Below are 16,136 nucleotides of genomic sequence, written 5' to 3'. Positions count from 1 at the left end.
CTTTGCGGGCATCTATTCCGGCAAACACGGGAAGTACCCGCTTTGTTCCTGCCCCCATGGTCGCACAGCCGTCACGGTCGGCGCTGTGACCAGTGACTCGCGACGTGCGCCGCGAGGTCGGCCAGCGTGCCCGCCGGGTCGGCCATGCTCCGCTCCACCGACCCCGCGTGCTCGGCCACCGCGTACGACTCCTGCACGCCCGCCGCCCCGGCCTCACGCCTGCCCACGGTGACCTGCCCGGCGAGCACCACGCACGGCAGGCCTCGTTCGGCCGCGCCACGGGCCACGGCGGTCACCAGCTTCCCGCGCAGCGACTGCCAGTCGAAGCTGCCCTCACCGGTGACGGCCAGGTCGGCACGATCCAGGGCGTCGTCCAGCCGGGTGAGCGAGCGGACCACGCCCGCGCCGGACGCGACCGTGGCGCCCAGGGCCATCAGCGCAGCTCCCAGGCCGCCCGCCGCACCTGCCCCGGGCCGGTCGCGCACCTCGGCCAGCTCGTCCATCGCGGCCAGCCGGGCCTCCAGGCGTTCCACCGCTTCGGGTGACGCGCCCTTCTGCGGGCCGAACGTGCGCGCGGCACCGTGAGGACCCAGCAGGACGTTCTCCACGTCCACCGCCGCGACCAGCCGGGCCGTGACGCGCCCGACGGCCTCCCGCAGGCCCTCGCCCCCGTCCGTGGTGCCCGAGCCGCCCAGGCCGACCACGATCGTGTGGGCGTCCCGCGCACGGTCGATCAGCTCGCCGACGCCCCTGGTGGTGGCCGTCTCGGCGGTCCGCGGGCGCTCGTCGGGCGGGATGAGGTGCAGGCCGCAGGCCTGGGCGGACTCGATGTAGGCGGTGCCGTCGTGCTCCAGCCAGCGGGCCTCGACGGGCGTGCCCAGCGGGCCGGTGACGGTCGCCGTGCGGAGGTCACCGCCCAGCGCCGCGTGGAGGACGTCCACGAAGCCCGGACCGCCGTCGGCCAGCGGACGCAGGCGGAGCTCGTCGTCGGGGGCGGTGCGGCGCCAGCCCTCGGCCACGGCCTCGGCGGCTTCCCGCGCGGTCAACGTTCCGCCGAAGCAGTCCGGCGCAATCACAACTCGCACCTCGCGAACAGTACTTATCGGGGCATCTCCTACTCTGGTGCGGTGAGGTTCCTGCGCCGAAACGCCGACGAAGCCACCGACACCACCGCCGAGGACGCGCCGGCGGAGGTGAACCCGGTCGATCCGTCGCGCACCCAGGGCAAGGGTCGGCCCACGCCGAAGCGCCGAGAGGCGGAGGGCAAGCGGCGCGGCCCCGTCCCGCCGCCGCCCAGGACGCAGCGCGAGGCGTTGAAGCGGGCGCGCGGGAACAAGATGTCCAAGGAAGACCGCCGTGCGGCGGCGGTCGAGCGTCGGCAGCGGATGATGGCGGGCGAGGACAAGTACCTCCTGCCCCGCGACCGCGGCCCGGTGAAGGCCTACATCCGCGACGTGGTCGACTCGCGCCGCAACCTGATGGGCCTGTTCATGCCGCTGGCCATCCTGGTGTTCGTGGCGCTGCTCGTGCCGATGCCCCAGGTGCAGAGCTACGCCACGCTGCTGACCACGTTCATGCTGCTGGCGATGATCGCCGAGGGCTTCGTGCTCGGCCGGATGGTGACCAGGCGGGTGCGGCTGAAGTTCCCGACCGACACCAGCCGGGGCCTGTCCATCGGCTGGTACTCGTTCATCCGGGCCAGCCAGCTGCGCCGCCTGCGCGTCCCCAAGCCACGGGTGAGCCCCGGCGACAAGGTCTGACACCTCCGGGGAGTTCATTAGCAACCCGAACGATCCGGTACTAGGCTGGGACCATGGAGTTCCGACGTCTCGGCCGCAGTGGCCTGAACATCAGCGAGATCTCGTACGGCAACTGGCTCACCCACGGCTCGCAGGTCGAGGAGGACCAGGCGACGGCCTGCGTCCGCGCGGCTCTCGACGCGGGCATCACCACGTTCGACACGGCCGACGTGTACGCCAACACCAAGGCCGAATCCGTGCTGGGCCGCGCGCTGGCCGGCGAGCGGCGCGAGTCGTTGGAGGTCTTCACCAAGGTCTTCTGGCCCACCGGTCCCGGCGGTCCGAACGACAAGGGCCTCGGCCGCAAGCACATCATGGAGTCGATCGACGGGTCGCTCAAGCGCCTCCAGACCGACTACGTCGACCTCTACCAGGCACACCGGTACGACAGGACGGTGCCGCTGGAGGAGACGATGCTGGCGTTCGCCGACGTCGTCCGGCAGGGCAAGGCCCTCTACATCGGCGTGTCCGAGTGGAACGCCGACCAGATCGCGCGCGGTGCGGCGCTGGCGCGTGAGCTGAAGGTGCCGTTCATCTCGAACCAGCCGCAGTACTCGATGCTGTGGCGGGTCATCGAGTCGCAGGTCGTGCCGACCTCGGAGCGCGAGGGCATCAGCCAGATCGTCTGGTCCCCCATCGCCCAGGGCGTGCTGACCGGCAAGTACCTGCCCGGTCAGCCGGTGCCCGCCGGTTCCCGCGCGACCGACGAGACCGGTTCGAAGTTCATCCAGCGCCTGCTGCGCGACGACGTGCTGGAGAAGGTCCAGCTCCTCAAGCCGCTGGCGGAGGAGGCCGGGCTGAGCCTCGCCCAGCTCGCCGTCGCGTGGGTGCTGCAGAACCCGAACGTGGCCAGCGCGATCATCGGCGCGTCCCGCCCGGAGCAGGTGCACGAGAACGTGAAGGCCGCCGGCGTGAAGCTGGACGAGGACCTGATGACGAAGATCGACGAGGTGCTCGAAGGCGTCGTCGAGACCGACCCGCGCCTCACCGTCACCCCCTGACGCGGAAACGCACGGCTACGCGGGAGTCCCGCCCGGACGCGTCCGGGCGGGACTCCCGCGTGACCCCTGCGTGAATTCCCCGGACCGGTCTACTCGGCCGGGGCGAGGGACATCGGGCCGTAGACCTCGGACTCGTTGCGCAGCAGGGTCACCTGGGCGACACCGGCCTCCCGCAGGTCGCCCCAGGCCGTGCCGAACCACTCCTCGGCCCCGGTCTGGTCGGGGAAGGCGGCCTTCGGGCCGTCGACCTCGCGGCCCTGCTCGTCCTGGTACCTCCAGCGGTACTCCACGACGATCTCCTCCCGCTGTGCGCTCCGGGTAACGTCCCGGTCAGGCTATGTCCTCTCGGAACAGTTGGAGTGCGGTGTGACGTGTCGGACACTGGTGTTGGGCGGCGCCCGTTCGGGCAAGTCCGCGCACGCCGAGGGGCTGGTCGCCGACGACGTCGTGACCTACGTGGCCACGGCGCGGCGGTACCCGGACGACGCCGACTGGGAGCTGCGGATCGCCCAGCACGTGGCCCGCCGTCCCAGCACCTGGAACACGGTCGAGGCCCCCGCGCCCACCGACCTGATCGCCCTGCTCACCGCGACCAGCGAAACCGACCCGCCGATCCTGGTGGACGACATCGCCACCTGGCTCAACGGCGTGCTGGACGACGCCGGCGCCTGGGAGGGCCACGGCATGGGCCAGGTCGGGGAAGCCTGCGCGGCGCTGGTCCGCGCGGTCGCCCAGACCCGATCCCGGTTGGTCCTGGTGTCGGCGGAGGTCGGCCTGGGCGTCGTGCCCAGCACGCACTCTGGCAGGCTCTTCCGCGATCACCTCGGTTCGCTCAACGCGCGGCTGGCCGAGGTGTGCGACGAGGTGCTGCTGGTCGTCGCCGGAATCCCACTGCGACTGCGCGAACCCGGAGGTAGTCGGTGACCATCGAGTTCCCGCCCGTCGAGCCGCCGAGCGAGGACGCCCGCGGCCAGGCGGTCGCCAGGCACGGTTCGCTGACCAAGCCCCCCGGTTCCCTGGGCAGGCTGGAGGACCTGGGCGTCTGGGTGGCGGCGTGCCAGGGCAAGTGCCCGCCCCGCCCCTTCACCAGACCGCGCGTGGTGGTGTTCGCAGGCGACCACGGCGTGGCGCAGCACGGCGTCTCGGCGTACCCGAGCGAGGTCACCGGCCAGATGGTGGCCAACTTCCTGTCCGGCGGCGCGGCGGTGAACGTGCTGGCCAACGTGGCCGGCGCAACGGTCCGCGTGGTGGACCTGTCGGTCGACTCGGAGACGGCAGTCGGCGACTTCAAGGTCCGCCGCGGCTCAGGCTCCATCGACCGCGAGGACGCGCTGACCCTCGAAGAGGCCGAACGGGCGGTCGAGATCGGCCACAAGATCGTGGACGACGAGGTCGACGGCGGCGCGGACTTGCTGATCGCCGGCGACATGGGCATCGGCAACACCACACCGGCAGCCGTGCTGATCGCCGCGTTGACCGGGTCGGAGCCCGTCGCCGTGGTCGGCCGCGGCACCGGCATCGACGACCAGGGCTGGATGCGCAAGACGGCCGCGATCCGGGACGCGCTGCGCCGCGCACGACCGGTCATCAACGACCCGGTGGCCCTGCTGGCCACCTCGTCAGGGGCGGACATCGCCGCGATGGCCGGGTTCCTGGCCCAAGCGGCCGTGCGCAGGACCCCCGTGATCCTCGACGGCGTGGTGTCCGGCGCGGCGGCCGTGGTGGCCGAGGAGCTGGCGCCGGGCGCACGCGAGTGGTGGGTGGCCGGCCACCGCTCGGTCGAGCCCTCGCACGCCCTGGCACTGGGCCACCTGAGCCTGGAACCGCTGCTGGAGTTCGACATGCGGCTGGGCGAGGGCTCAGGCGCGGTGGCCGCGCTGCCACTGGTGGTGATGGCCACCCGCATCCTGGCCGAGATGGCGACCTTCGACAGCGCAGGCGTCTCCGGACCCGCCTGATGCGCTTGGCGTTGTCCTGGCTGACGGTGCTGCCCGTCCGCGTCGGCGAGGTCGACGCACGGGCAGCACGACGAGCCATCACCCTCGCGCCCCTCGTAGGCCTCCTGCTGGGTGCGGCCGTGACAGCGCTGCTCCACGCGCCCCTGCCCGACCTGCTGGCGGGCTTCCTGGCAGTCGGCTTCCTGGCACTGGCCACCAGGGGCATGCACCTGGACGGTTTGGCCGACACGGCGGACGGCCTCGGCTGCTACGGCCCACCGGAGCGCGCGCTGGCCGTGATGAAGGACGGCGGCGCAGGCCCGTTCGCCGTAGTAGCGCTGATCGTCGTGCTGGGCGCGGAAGCCGCCGCCTTCCCCACCGTCCACTGGGGAGCCGTACTGCTGGCCCTGACAGCAGGCCGAGCCGCGTTCATCCTCTGCTGCCTGCACGGCGTACCCGCAGCACGCCCCGAAGGCCTGGGCGCACTAGTAGCCGGCACCCAATCGACATGGGTAGCCGCCGCGTGGTGGACGGCGCTCGCCACGGGCGGCTATTTCGTCCACCCCGTCCACGGCCCAGCCGGCGTAATAGTCGCCGCAGCCCTGGTCCTGCTCCTGATCCACCACACCCGGAAGCGATTCGGCGGCATCACCGGCGACGTACTGGGCGCAGCGTGCGAAACGGCCACTCTGGCGGTCCTGGCCATCAACGCCCTGTAAGTGGCCGATGTGGCCCGACGTGACACGGGTTCGGGCCACAGGCTGGTCGAACCCCTGTCACGTCGAGCCGGACCGGACCACCCCTCAATCGATCTTGACCATCCACCCGTGCGGGTCGGCGACCAACCCCTGCTGAATCCCGGTCAGGTGATTGCGCAGCTTCATCGTCACATCGCCAGTACGACCACCGGACACGGAGAACTCACCCTCCGCGTGCTTCACGTGCCCAACCGGCGTGATCACCGCCGCCGTGCCGCACGCGAACACCTCGGTCAGCTCGCCGGACTCGGCCTTCTTCTCCCACTCCTCGGTGGAGATCCGCCGTTCCTCCACCGCGTGACCGAAATCGGCAGCCAACCGCAGCAACGAGTCACGCGTGATCCCGGGCAGCAGCGCCCCGGACAACTCCGGCGTGACCACCCGCGCGTCGGCGCCCGACCCGAGGACGAAGAACAGGTTCATCCCGCCCATCTCCTCGACCCACCGCCGCTCCACCGCGTCCAGCCACACGACCTGGTCGCAGCCCTGCTCGGCGGCCTGCGCCTGCGCCACCAACGACGCCGCGTAGTTGCCCGCGAACTTGGCCGCGCCCGTGCCACCCGGCGACGCCCGCACGTACTCGGTCGACAGCCACACCGTCACCGGCTTCAACCCACCGGCGAAGTACGACCCGGCGGGCGAGGCGATGAGCACGTACAGGTACTCGGTCGCGGGCCGCACGCCCAAGCCCTTCTCGGTCGCGTAGAGGAACGGTCGCAGGTACAGCGACTCCTCGGGGATCGCGGGCACCCACCGCGAGTCCACCGCCAGCAACTCCCGGATCGACTCCAGGAACAACTCGTCGGGCAGCTCGGGCATGGCCAACCGGCGCGCCGACGCGCGGAAGCGCTCGGCGTTGGCCGACGGGCGGAAGGACGCGATCGACCCGTCGGGCTGGCGGTACGCCTTGAGCCCTTCGAAGATCGCCTGGCCGTAGTGCAGCACCATGGCCGCCGGGTCCAGCTCCAGCGAGTGGTAGGGCTCGACCGCGGCGTCGTGCCAGCCCTGTTCGCGGTTCCAGCGGATCGTCACCATGTGGTCGGTGAAGTGCTGCCCGAAGCCCGGCTTCGCGAGTACCTCCGCAACGCGCTCCGGGGTCGCCGGCTGCGGGCTGGGGGTCCGGGTGAAAGGCAACGCTGTCGTCATGACAGCACGATAGCCGCCTGTGGGACGTCGGAAAATCGCTGTCCCGACGCTCGGACATCCGACCATCCGGAAGGACTACCCGGAGGTCACCGCACGAGCTGCCGCGCGCGACCGAGCGCGAGCAACCCGGTACCCAGAGCGAGCGCCAACCCGGTGATCACCAGGGCGTCCGCGGGCGCACTCATCGCCAACAGGACCGACAACCCCAACCCCAGGCACGCCGTGCGCATCGGCCAAGTCCGGTCTTCCTGGAGCAGCACCCGCGCCGAGGCGTTGGTGAAGCCGTAGTAGAACGCCGTCCCGCACGCACCCACGGCCAACGCCGTCGAAGGCGGCAACGCCACCACACCCAGGACCGCCAGTGACGCGCTGACCACCTCCAACGCCCACCGCGACCGAACCGCCGGCAGATCACCGGTCTCGGTCATCCCGACCAGCGTCCGCCGCGCCGACGCGAACACGAAGTACAGGGACGACACCGCCGCCACCGCCGCCCCGAACCCGAGCACCGGCAGCAGCCAACGACCGTCCGCGGCGATCAACGCGTCCCGCAACGGCGCAGGTGACAGCGCCAAGCGGGCCGGACCGAGCTGCCGCAACAGCGCCAGGCAGAGCCCCACGCACACCACCAGCACGACACCGATCACCGCGGGCACCGCGAAGTGCAGCACCCGGGGGGAGAACACCCGGTCGCCACGCTGCGGCGCAGTGACCCGCTCGAACCCCACGAAGGCCGTGAACAGCAACAACGACGCACCCATGAGCCCGTCGAGCCCGGGCACCTCCCCCACGGTGCCCGCGTCCACCGAAGACCCGGAACCCGCCACGGGGTCCTCCGGCGACGCCACCGAGAAGCAGACGAGCACGACCAGCCCGAGCACACCGACCACCACGCCCACGGCAGCCGCGCTCAGCCTCGCCGTCCACGCGAAACCCGCGGCTCCGAGCGCCGCCGTGACCACGATCAGCCCCAGCGCCGCCGCCACCCGGTGCTCGGGAACCACGTACGCGCCGAACATCCCGGCCAGCGCCGCGGCCATCCCGGCTCTGCCGACCAGATGGGCGCTGGCGCCGATGCGCGCCGGCCAAGGACCGAGTTGGTTGCGGATGTAGGCATAGCCGCCGGAGGCGTCCGGGTAGGCGCGGTGCTGGTCCGCGGTGGAGAACGCGCAGCACAGCGCGGTCACCGCGGCCAGCACGAGTCCGGGGATCAACCAGGGGCCCGCGAGTGCCGCGGCAGGGGCGAAGCCGGTGAAGACACCGGCTCCCAACGTCGCGCCGAGGGCGAGCACCACGGCCCCGGCACGGGGCGTGACTGTCACCGGTACACACTTACACACGGGCGGGGTGAGTACGACCGGCCGACCGGTCGACCCCCATTCGTGTTAATTGTTACTCCGTGCGATCGAAGGTGCGGGCGTCCTCGGTGTGAACGACACCTTTAGCATTCGTCACGATCCACCTCGATCCCGCCGCAAGACCAGGAAGCGCCGGGAGGACCCCGTCAAGGAGCCGCAGTGACCGCGCCGAAACTGGCCATCACCGACAGTGACCCGAGCAGCACCGCCTCCGACGCCGTGGTGGTGGGCACACTCCAGGGGCCGGACGGCCTCGCCCTCGCCGGCGGGTCCGAAGCGGTGAGCGCCGCGTTCGACGGCGCGCTGCTGGACCTGCTCGACGCCGTCGGCGCGAGCGGCAAGGCCGAGGAGGTCGTCACCGTGCCGTCCGCGGGCAAGGTCGGCGCCCGCGTCGTGCTCGCCGTCGGCCTGGGCAAGCCCGCCGACGACGGCACCGTGACCGAGGAGCAGGTCCGCCGCGCGTCCGGCGCCGCCGCCCGCGCGCTGTCCGGCCGCAAGCGCGCGATCTCCACGCTGTCCGCCCTGCACCTCGGGCCGGCCGTCGAGGGCACCGTGCTGGGCTCGTACTCGTTCACCACCTACAAGTCGGACAAGGGCGACGGCCCGGTCGGCAAGGTCGACTTCGTCGCGCCCGCCGAGGGCAACATCCGGGCGCACCGCGCCGCGCTCAAGGCGTCCACCGCGATCGCCGAGGCCGTCGCCACGACCCGCGACTTCGTCAACACCCCGCCGAACGACCTGTTCCCGGCGTCGTTCGCGGAGCGGGCCGCCGCCCTGGCCAAGGCCGAGGGGCTGGAGGTCGAGGTGCTGGACGAGAAGGCGCTGCGCAAGCAGGGCTTCGGCGGCATCCTCGCCGTCGGCGGCGGCTCCAGCCGCGGCCCGCGCCTGGTCCGCATCACGTACCGCGGCCCGAAGGCCGGCAAGAAGATCGCGCTGGTCGGCAAGGGCATCACGTTCGACACCGGCGGCATCTCGATCAAGCCCGCCGCGGGCATGGACGAGATGACCTCGGACATGGGCGGCGCGGCGGCCGTGATCGCCACCGTCGTGCTGGCCGCGAAGCTGAAGTACCCGCTGGAGATCACCGCGTGGGCGCCGATGGCGGAGAACATGCCCTCCGGCACCGCCTACCGGCCCGGTGACGTGCTGACCATGTACGGCGGCAAGACCGTCGAGGTGCTCAACACCGACGCCGAGGGCCGGCTCATCCTGTCCGACGCGATCGTGCGGGCGTGCGAGGACCAGCCGGACTACCTGATCGAGACGTCCACGCTGACCGGCGCGCAGCTCGTGTCGCTCGGCAAGCGGACCTCCGGTGTCATGGGCACCGAGGAGTTCCGCGACCGCATCGCCGCGCTGGGCCGCGCGGTGGGCGAGCAGGCGTGGGCCATGCCGCTGCCCGAGGAGCTGCGCGGTGACCTGGAGTCCCGGGTGGCCGACCTCTCCAACGTGTCCGGGCACCGGTTCGGCGGCATGCTCACGGCCGGCGTGTTCCTGCGCGAGTTCGTGGCCGAGGGCGTGACCTGGGCTCACATCGACGTGGCCGGGCCGTCGTTCCACTCGGGTGGCCCGTACGGGTACACCACCAAGGGCGGCACGGGCGTTCCGGTGCGCACCCTCGCGGCGGTGCTGGCCGACATCGCGGCGAACGGCTAGTCGGACCTGGTCCCAGCTGATCCGCGAAGTGGCCGGGTCGACCTCTCCTCGGTCGGCCCGGCCACGAACGTCGGCGTCCGACGACGCGCGGACCCGCTCGCCCGATCGTCCACTGAGGACAGATCAGGGGTACGGGGACTCAGCCCTGGTTCTTGCGCCGGGAGTACTCCCGCATCCGCTTCGGGTACCCGACGATGCCCGCGTCGTAGATCGGGATCGCCAGCTTCTTCGCCAGCCGCTTCGCGCCGTCCGTGCCGTCGATCCTGCGCCGCGTCCACTCGCCGTCGTGCGCGACCAGCACGACAGTGGTCTCCGTCACGGTCGTCTTCGGCTCGACGTACGCCTCGACACCCCTGCGCTCAGCGGCCCACTGCTCCAGGTGACCGGTGTCCGTGGACGTGGACGCGCGCAGCACGCCTGGGCGCTGCTTCCTGCGAAAACGGTCGAACAGGCCCACCGGGCCACCTCCTGCCGGGACTACTCCCCACCATGGTGCCGGACCGGGTGTGAAGGCGGGGGCAAATCCTCCCAACAGGACACCGCGTCGCCGTCGCCCTCGCGGTAGTGACAAGATGGCAAGCACACGCGCGCACCCGCGCGGAGTAAGGCATCAAGCTCTCCAGGGAGATCACGTGACCGACACCTCCGCCGACCTTGTGATCCTCGGTGGCGGCTCGGGCGGCTACGCCTGCGCGTTCCGCGCGGCCGAGCTCGGCCTGTCCGTCATCCTGATCGAGAAGGACAAGCTGGGGGGCACGTGCCTGCACCGCGGCTGCATCCCGACCAAAGCGCTGCTGCACGCGGCGGAGGTCGCGGACAACGCGCGCGAGGGTGACCAGTTCGGGGTGAAGTCCTCGCTGGAGGGCATCGACATCGCGGGCGTGAACTCGTACAAGGACGGCGTGGTCAGCCGCCTGTACAAGGGCCTTCAGGGCCTGGTCAAGGCCAACAAGGTGACCTTGGTGGAGGGCGCGGGCACGTTCGTCGGCCCGACCACCGTCGCGGTGGACGGCCGGCGGTACACCGGCAAGAACGTGGTGCTGGCGACCGGTTCCTACGCCCGCAGCCTGCCCGGTCTGGAGATCGGCGGCCGGATCATCACCAGCGACCAGGCGCTCAACCTGGACTTCATCCCGGAGAAGGTCGTCGTGCTCGGCGGCGGCGTCATCGGCGTGGAGTTCGCCAGCGTGTGGGCCTCCTTCGGCGCCGAGGTGACCATCGTGGAGGCACTGCCCCGCCTGGTCCCCGCCGAGGACGAGTACGCGTCCAAGCAGCTGGAGCGCGCGTTCCGGCGGCGCGGCATCAAGTTCAAGACCGGGGTGAAGTTCACCGGCGCCACCCAGCAGGAGAACGGCGTGTCGGTCACGCTGGAGTCCGGCGACGTGCTCGACGCGGACCTGCTGCTGGTGGCCGTCGGCCGCGGTCCGAACACGGCGGGCCACGGGTACGAGGAGGCCGGCGTGCAGATCGACCGCGGCTTCGTCGTCACCGACGAGCGGCTGCGCACCAGCGTGCCCGGCGTCTACGCGGTCGGCGACATCGTGCCCGGTCCGCAGCTCGCGCACCGCGGCTTCCAGCAGGGCATCTTCGTCGCCGAGGACATCGCCGGGCAGAACCCCAAGGTCATCGACGAGGCGGGCATCCCGCGCGTCACCTACTGCAAGCCCGAGGTCGCGTCGGTCGGTCTGACCGAGGCCGCGGCCAAGGAGAAGTACGGCTCCGCGGAGACGTTCGTCTACGACCTCGCGGGCAACGGCAAGAGCCAGATCCTGAAGACCGCCGGGGGTGTCAAGCTCGTGAAGGCGCCCGACGGCCCGGTGGTCGGTGTCACCATGGTCGGCGAGCGGGTCGGCGAGCTGATCGGTGAGGCCCAGCTCATCTACAGCTGGGAGGCTTACCCCGAGGACGTGGCTCCGCTGATCCACGCCCACCCGACCCAGACAGAAGCCCTCGGCGAGGCTTTCCTCGCCTTGGCCGGCAAGCCGCTGCACGTGCACGGCTGACCGTCGCACCGCAGTCAGCCGATCCCCGACCCACGCACGAGGAGTCAGCGAACGATGGCCTTCTCCGTCCAAATGCCCGCACTCGGCGAGAGCGTCACCGAGGGCACGGTCACCCGCTGGTTGAAGCAGGAGGGTGACCGCGTCGAGGTCGACGAGCCCTTGCTGGAGGTGTCCACCGACAAGGTCGACACCGAGATCCCGTCGCCCGCGGCGGGTGTGCTCCAGAAGATCGTCGCCCAGGAGGACGAGACCGTCGATGTCGGCGCCGAGTTGGCCGTCATCGGCGACAGCTCCGACTCGGGGTCCTCCGATGCGGGGTCCTCCGATGCGGGGTCCTCCGACTCCGCTCCGGCCCAGGACTCGGCCCCGGCCCAGTCGGCGCCGGCCGAGGAGTCGACGCCCGAGGCCGCTCCCGCGCCCCGGGCCGAGTCCGCTCCGGCTCCCGCCGCCGAGGCCCCGGCTCCGTCCGGTGGTTCGGCCGAAGGCACCCCGGTGACCATGCCCGCGTTGGGCGAGAGCGTCACCGAGGGCACCGTGACCCGCTGGCTCAAGGCCGTCGGCGACTCGGTGGAGGTGGACGAGCCGCTGCTGGAGGTGTCCACCGACAAGGTCGACACCGAGATCCCGTCTCCGGTGGCCGGCACCCTGCTGGAGATCACCGCCGGCGAGGACGAGACCGTCGAGGTCGGCGGTCAGCTCGCGGTGGTCGGTTCGGGTTCGCCCGCGCCCGCCCAGCAGGAGGCTTCCAAGCAGGAGGCCCCCAAGCAGGAGGCTCCGGCCGCTGCCCCGGCTCCCGCTCCGGCGCAGGATGCCCCGAAGCAGGAAGCGCCCAAGCAGGAAGCGCCGAAGCAGGAGGCCCCCCAGGCGGCCCCGAAGCAGGAGGCTCCCAAGCAGGAGGCTCCGGCCGAGGAGTCGTCCAACGGCGCCCCGTACGTGACGCCGCTGGTCCGCAAGCTGGCGTCCGAGAACGGCATCGACCTCGCGTCGTTGAAGGGCACCGGCGTCGGTGGCCGGATCCGCAAGCAGGACGTGCTGGCCGCGGTCGAGGCCGCCAAGGCGCCGAAACCCGAGGCGCCCAAGCCCGCCGCCGCCGCGTCCGCCCCGGCGCAGCGCGTCGCCGCACCGGCCGCGGACTCCAGCGGCAAGCGCGGCACGGTGCAGAAGCTGCCCCGGCTGCGGCAGATCGTGGCCCAGCGGACGCGCGAGTCGTTGCAGGTCTCGGCGCAGCTCACGCAGGTGTTCGAGGTGGACGTCACCAAGATCGCCCGGTTGCGGAACCGGGCGAAGGCGGCGTTCGAGCAGCGCGAGGGCACGAAGCTGACGTTCCTGCCGTTCTTCGCGAAGGCGGCGGTCGAGGCGCTGAAGCAGCACCCGGTGCTGAACGCGTCCATCGACGAGGAGAAGAAGGAGGTCGTGTACCACGGTGCCGAGCACCTGGGTATCGCGATCGACACCGAGCGGGGTCTGCTCAACGCGGTCATCGCGAACGCGGGCGACCTGAACCTCGCCGGGCTGTCGCACAAGATCGGTGACCTGGCGGCGCGGGCGCGGGGGAACAAGCTCACGCCCGACGAGCTGACCGGCGGCACGTTCTCGCTGACCAACCTGGGCAGCAACGGCGCGCTGTTCGACACGCCGATCATCCAGCAGCCGCAGGTCGGCATCCTGGGTGTGGGCGTGGTCAAGAAGCGCCCGGTGGTGATCACGGACGAGAGCGGCGACGACACCATCGCCATCCGGTCCATGGCCTACCTGGCGCTGACCTACGACCACCGCCTGGTGGACGGCGCCGACGCGGGCCGTTTCCTCACCACCGTGAAGAACCGCCTCGAAGAGGGCTCGTTCGAAGCCGACCTCGGCCTCTGACCCCTCTCCCAGGCCCCTCGGTGAGGCCCTGCACCAACCGCTGAAGGCCGCTCCCGGTTCGCCGGGAGCGGCCTTCGCCGTCCCCGCCCGCAGTTCTCCGCCGAGCGACCTCAGTTGCCGAGCGACCGTGGTTGTCCACAGGACGGGCCGGTTGTCCACAGGCGATGCGTTGAACGGCCGGAATCGTCGGACCTGGCCGGCAGGATCACATCAAGGGATCCCCTTGGCGGGGACCTCTGCGAGAGCGACCTCCGCGAACCATCGCCGTCAGGCCTGCGGATGGCCGGAGCGGCGTGCCGAGAGGTGTACCGGGTGGCGCGGGTGCGTGGTGTGGGTGACACCTCGGCCACTGTGCAACCGGCCCCCTGCTGAGAGACGATCAACCCATGCGGGTTGTGATCGCGGGTTCATCGGGCTTGATCGGCACCAGTCTGGTGGCCGCGTTGCGCGGTGCGGAGCACGAGGTCCTGCGGTTGGTGCGACGGCGGCCCGGCGCGCCGGACGAGCGCGGCTGGGACCCGCCGGCCGGGCGGATCGACGCGGGCGCGCTGGACGGCGCGGACGTGGTGGTCAACCTGTGCGGAGCGGGCGTCGCCGACAAGCGGTGGAGTGACGAGCGCAAGCAGGTGCTGCTGGACAGCCGCACGGTGCCGACCGAGGTGCTGGCCGCGGCCGTCGCCGAGCACGGCGTCCCGGCCCTGGTCAACGCCAGTGCGATCGGCTACTACGGCGACACGGGTGACGAGGTCGTCGACGAGGCGAGCCCGTCCGGCACCGGTTTCCTGGCCGAGCTCTGCCGCCAGTGGGAGGCGGCCACCCAGCCCGCCGACGAGCACGCCCGCGTCGCCAGGCTCCGCACCGGCCTGGTCATCAGCCCGTCCGGCGGCCTCTTCGGCAGGATCAAGCCGCTGTTCTCGTTCTTCCTCGGCGGACGTCTCGGCAACGGCCGCCAGTACATGCCGTGGATCTCGCTGGACGACGCCGTCTCGGCCATCCGGTTCGTGGTGGAGCACGACATCTCCGGCCCGGTGAACGTCACCGCGCCCAGCCCCGTCACCAACGCCGAGTTCACCCGCACCGTCGGCCACGCCCTGCACCGGCCGACGCCCTGGATCGCGCCCCCGTTCGTGTTGAAGGCCGTGCTCGGCGACCTCGCCGAAGAAGGGCTCCTCTCCGGGCAGCGGGCGGTCCCGCGCGTCCTCGAGCAGCGCGGCTTCCAGTTCCTGCACCCCGCCCTGGGCGCCGCGGTGGCGGCGGCCGTCAACGGGTGATCGGCGCGCTGGTCGGCGTGGTGCTGGCGCTGGCCTCGGTGGTCCTCGGCTTCACGGTGCGCCGTGAAGTGCCCGCGGTGGACCGGGAGCTGCACCAGGCCGCGCTGGACCTCGGTCCCACGTTCGTGGACGCCGCGGCGGTGGTGAGCCTGGTCCTCAGCCCCGGCCTGGCCACGATCGCGCTGCTGTCGCTGGTGTTGCGGGCCTTGCTCTCCCGCGACCCGCTGCCCGCGAAGGGCGCCGTCCTGCTCGCCGCGTGCTGGTCCACGCTGTTGGCCCGGCACGCCTACCAGCGGGTCCGGCCGGTCGACTTCCCGAAGTGGGCCTATCCGAGCGGGCACGTCACGGCCGTCACGTCGGTCGCCTTCACGGGCGTGGTGCTGTGCGGGTGGCTGGCCCGGCGGTACTTCAAGCTCGCCATCGCGCTGGCCTGCACGGCGGTCCTGATCACGGCCGCCAGTCGGGTGGTGCTGGAGATGCACTGGTTCACCGACACGGTCGGCGCGATCCTCGGCGTGGTGGGGGTCGGTCTGGTCGTCGCCCACGCCCTGCGGCTGCTGCCCGTGGGCGTAGGGTCGAGACGTGAGCAGTCCTGACCTCTCCTGCCGCGCCTCGACCGACCCGATCGACGTGCGCGAGCTGGGCACCATCGACTACCTGGCCGCGTGGGACCTGCAGCGCGAGCTGGCCGAGGCCCGCGCGAACGGCGCGATCGGCGACGCGCTGCTGCTGCTGGAACACCCGCCCGTGTACACGTGCGGGCGGCGCACCGAGCCCGAGGAGCGCCCCGTCGGCGGCGACGTCCCGGTCATCGACGTGGACCGCGGCGGCAAGATCACCTGGCACGGACCCGGTCAGCTCGTCGGCTATCCGATCGTGGGACTGGCCGAGCCGCTGGACGTGGTCAAGTACGTCCGCCGGCTGGAGCAGGCGCTGATCCACGTGTGCGACCAGCTCGGCGTGCACACCGGTCGGGTGGACGGCCGCAGCGGCGTGTGGCTGCCGGCCGACGACAGGGCCGGTGAACGCAAGATCGCCGCGATCGGGATCCGGGTGCAGCGCGGCGTCACCATGCACGGCTTCGAGATCAACTGCGACGCCGACCTGGGCGCGTTCGGCGACATCATCCCGTGCGGCATCCGGGACGCCGGGGTGGCGTCGCTGTCGCACGAGCTGGGCCGGACCGTCACGGTGGCCGAGGTGCTGCCGCTCGCCCGCCGAGCCGTCGTGGACGCGTTGAACGGCGACCTGCCGCTGACCGACCGCACGCTCGTCCGCGACCGACCGGTCGCCGCGGGCGTCACGTTCGCCGTCCAAACGGGCTGACCCCGCCGCACCCGC

General features: G+C 71.7%; 16 protein-coding genes. 11 read left to right on the top strand and 5 right to left on the bottom strand.

Translation table 11 applies throughout. From position 1 onward, the window contains the following. Positions 1 to 71: 71 nt before the first annotated feature. Entirely contained in the window at positions 72 to 1,085 is a 1,014-nt protein-coding gene (locus ACRAKI_RS07585) for a glycerate kinase family protein (RefSeq protein ID WP_447006330.1), read from the bottom strand. A 42-nt stretch (positions 1,086 to 1,127) separates the two neighbouring features. On the opposite strand from ACRAKI_RS07585, the gene ACRAKI_RS07580 reads away from it, so the two are divergent. Together ACRAKI_RS07580 and ACRAKI_RS07575 are read left to right on the top strand one after the other, a co-directional pair. Then, positions 1,128 to 1,760 (top strand): DUF3043 domain-containing protein, encoded by a 633-nt coding sequence (locus tag ACRAKI_RS07580; RefSeq protein WP_447006329.1) that lies wholly within the window; start codon positions 1,128 to 1,130, stop codon positions 1,758 to 1,760. 53 nt (positions 1,761 to 1,813) lie between these two features. Then, positions 1,814 to 2,800: an aldo/keto reductase family protein gene (locus tag ACRAKI_RS07575; protein WP_447006328.1), complete on the top strand. Its 987-nt coding sequence runs from the start codon at positions 1,814 to 1,816 to the stop codon at positions 2,798 to 2,800. Positions 2,801 to 2,889: 89 nt separating this feature from the next. Here ACRAKI_RS07575 and ACRAKI_RS07570 read toward each other — a convergent pair whose 3' ends face one another. Then, a complete protein-coding gene (locus ACRAKI_RS07570) occupies positions 2,890 to 3,090 on the bottom strand; it encodes a hypothetical protein (RefSeq protein WP_447006327.1) in 201 nt (66 codons plus the stop codon). A 76-nt stretch (positions 3,091 to 3,166) separates the two neighbouring features. Here ACRAKI_RS07570 and cobU point away from each other — a divergent pair, with 76 nt between their 5' ends. The 3 genes from cobU to cobS are packed head-to-tail and all read left to right on the top strand — an operon-like array spanning position 3,167 to position 5,456. Further along, entirely contained in the window at positions 3,167 to 3,724 is a 558-nt protein-coding gene (gene cobU / locus ACRAKI_RS07565) for a bifunctional adenosylcobinamide kinase/adenosylcobinamide-phosphate guanylyltransferase (protein ID WP_447006326.1), read from the top strand. Beyond that, on the top strand, positions 3,721 to 4,758 hold the full coding sequence (gene cobT / locus ACRAKI_RS07560) for a nicotinate-nucleotide--dimethylbenzimidazole phosphoribosyltransferase (RefSeq protein ID WP_447006325.1): 1,038 nt from the start codon (positions 3,721 to 3,723) through the stop codon (positions 4,756 to 4,758). Before cobU ends, cobT begins: the two co-directional genes overlap by 4 nt. Beyond that, positions 4,758 to 5,456, top strand: coding sequence for an adenosylcobinamide-GDP ribazoletransferase (cobS, locus tag ACRAKI_RS07555; RefSeq protein WP_447006324.1), 699 nt, complete (start codon positions 4,758 to 4,760; stop codon positions 5,454 to 5,456). Before cobT ends, cobS begins: the two co-directional genes overlap by 1 nt. 84 nt (positions 5,457 to 5,540) lie before the next feature. Here the strand turns inward: cobS and ACRAKI_RS07550 are convergent, their stop codons facing one another. Both ACRAKI_RS07550 and ACRAKI_RS07545 read right to left on the bottom strand, forming a co-directional pair. Further along, positions 5,541 to 6,641, bottom strand: coding sequence for a branched-chain amino acid aminotransferase (locus ACRAKI_RS07550; protein ID WP_447006323.1), 1,101 nt, complete (start codon positions 6,639 to 6,641; stop codon positions 5,541 to 5,543). Positions 6,642 to 6,727: 86 nt separating this feature from the next. Continuing rightward, positions 6,728 to 7,963 carry an APC family permease gene (locus ACRAKI_RS07545; protein ID WP_447006322.1) on the bottom strand — a complete coding sequence of 412 codons (1,236 nt, stop codon included), beginning with the start codon at positions 7,961 to 7,963 and terminating at the stop codon, positions 6,728 to 6,730. A 195-nt stretch (positions 7,964 to 8,158) separates the two neighbouring features. Between ACRAKI_RS07545 and ACRAKI_RS07540 the strand changes: the two genes are divergently transcribed. Beyond that, complete coding sequence (locus ACRAKI_RS07540; protein ID WP_447006321.1) at positions 8,159 to 9,655, top strand: leucyl aminopeptidase; 1,497 nt, start codon at positions 8,159 to 8,161, stop codon at positions 9,653 to 9,655. Positions 9,656 to 9,794: 139 nt separating this feature from the next. Here ACRAKI_RS07540 and ACRAKI_RS07535 read toward each other — a convergent pair whose 3' ends face one another. Beyond that, positions 9,795 to 10,112, bottom strand: a complete 318-nt coding sequence (locus tag ACRAKI_RS07535) for an oxidoreductase (protein WP_447006320.1) — start codon at positions 10,110 to 10,112, stop codon at positions 9,795 to 9,797. 175 nt (positions 10,113 to 10,287) lie between these two features. On the opposite strand from ACRAKI_RS07535, the gene lpdA reads away from it, so the two are divergent. From lpdA to lipB, 5 genes are all read left to right on the top strand, one after another. Next, complete coding sequence (gene lpdA / locus ACRAKI_RS07530; RefSeq protein WP_447006319.1) at positions 10,288 to 11,658, top strand: dihydrolipoyl dehydrogenase; 1,371 nt, start codon at positions 10,288 to 10,290, stop codon at positions 11,656 to 11,658. A gap of 54 nt (positions 11,659 to 11,712) precedes the next feature. Then, positions 11,713 to 13,524, top strand: coding sequence for a 2-oxoglutarate dehydrogenase, E2 component, dihydrolipoamide succinyltransferase (gene sucB / locus ACRAKI_RS07525; protein ID WP_447006318.1), 1,812 nt, complete (start codon positions 11,713 to 11,715; stop codon positions 13,522 to 13,524). A 386-nt stretch (positions 13,525 to 13,910) separates the two neighbouring features. Next, entirely contained in the window at positions 13,911 to 14,795 is an 885-nt protein-coding gene (locus ACRAKI_RS07520) for a TIGR01777 family oxidoreductase (RefSeq protein WP_447006317.1), read from the top strand. Then, positions 14,792 to 15,391 (top strand): phosphatase PAP2 family protein, encoded by a 600-nt coding sequence (locus ACRAKI_RS07515; RefSeq protein WP_447006316.1) that lies wholly within the window; start codon positions 14,792 to 14,794, stop codon positions 15,389 to 15,391. Before ACRAKI_RS07520 ends, ACRAKI_RS07515 begins: the two co-directional genes overlap by 4 nt. Beyond that, positions 15,378 to 16,121, top strand: a complete 744-nt coding sequence (gene lipB, locus ACRAKI_RS07510; RefSeq protein ID WP_447006315.1) for a lipoyl(octanoyl) transferase LipB — start codon at positions 15,378 to 15,380, stop codon at positions 16,119 to 16,121. Before ACRAKI_RS07515 ends, lipB begins: the two co-directional genes overlap by 14 nt. Positions 16,122 to 16,136: the final 15 nt, after the last annotated feature.

The organism is Saccharothrix isguenensis (assembly GCF_052936305.1).
The sequence above is the reverse complement of the archived record's forward strand: the minus strand, read 5'-3'. Positions and strand labels throughout refer to the sequence as shown.

Bases quoted from the DNA above. Each gene is read 5' to 3' on its own strand.
- ACRAKI_RS07520 (WP_447006317.1), top strand. From the start codon at position 13,911: ATGCGGGTTGTGATCGCGGGTTCATCGGGCTTGATCGGCACCAGTCTG.
- ACRAKI_RS07575 (WP_447006328.1), top strand. From the start codon at position 1,814: ATGGAGTTCCGACGTCTCGGCCGCAGTGGCCTGAACATCAGCGAGATC.
- cobS (WP_447006324.1), top strand. From the start codon at position 4,758: ATGCGCTTGGCGTTGTCCTGGCTGACGGTGCTGCCCGTCCGCGTCGGC.
- sucB (WP_447006318.1), top strand. From the start codon at position 11,713: ATGGCCTTCTCCGTCCAAATGCCCGCACTCGGCGAGAGCGTCACCGAG.
- ACRAKI_RS07550 (WP_447006323.1), bottom strand. From the start codon at position 6,641: ATGACGACAGCGTTGCCTTTCACCCGGACCCCCAGCCCGCAGCCGGCG.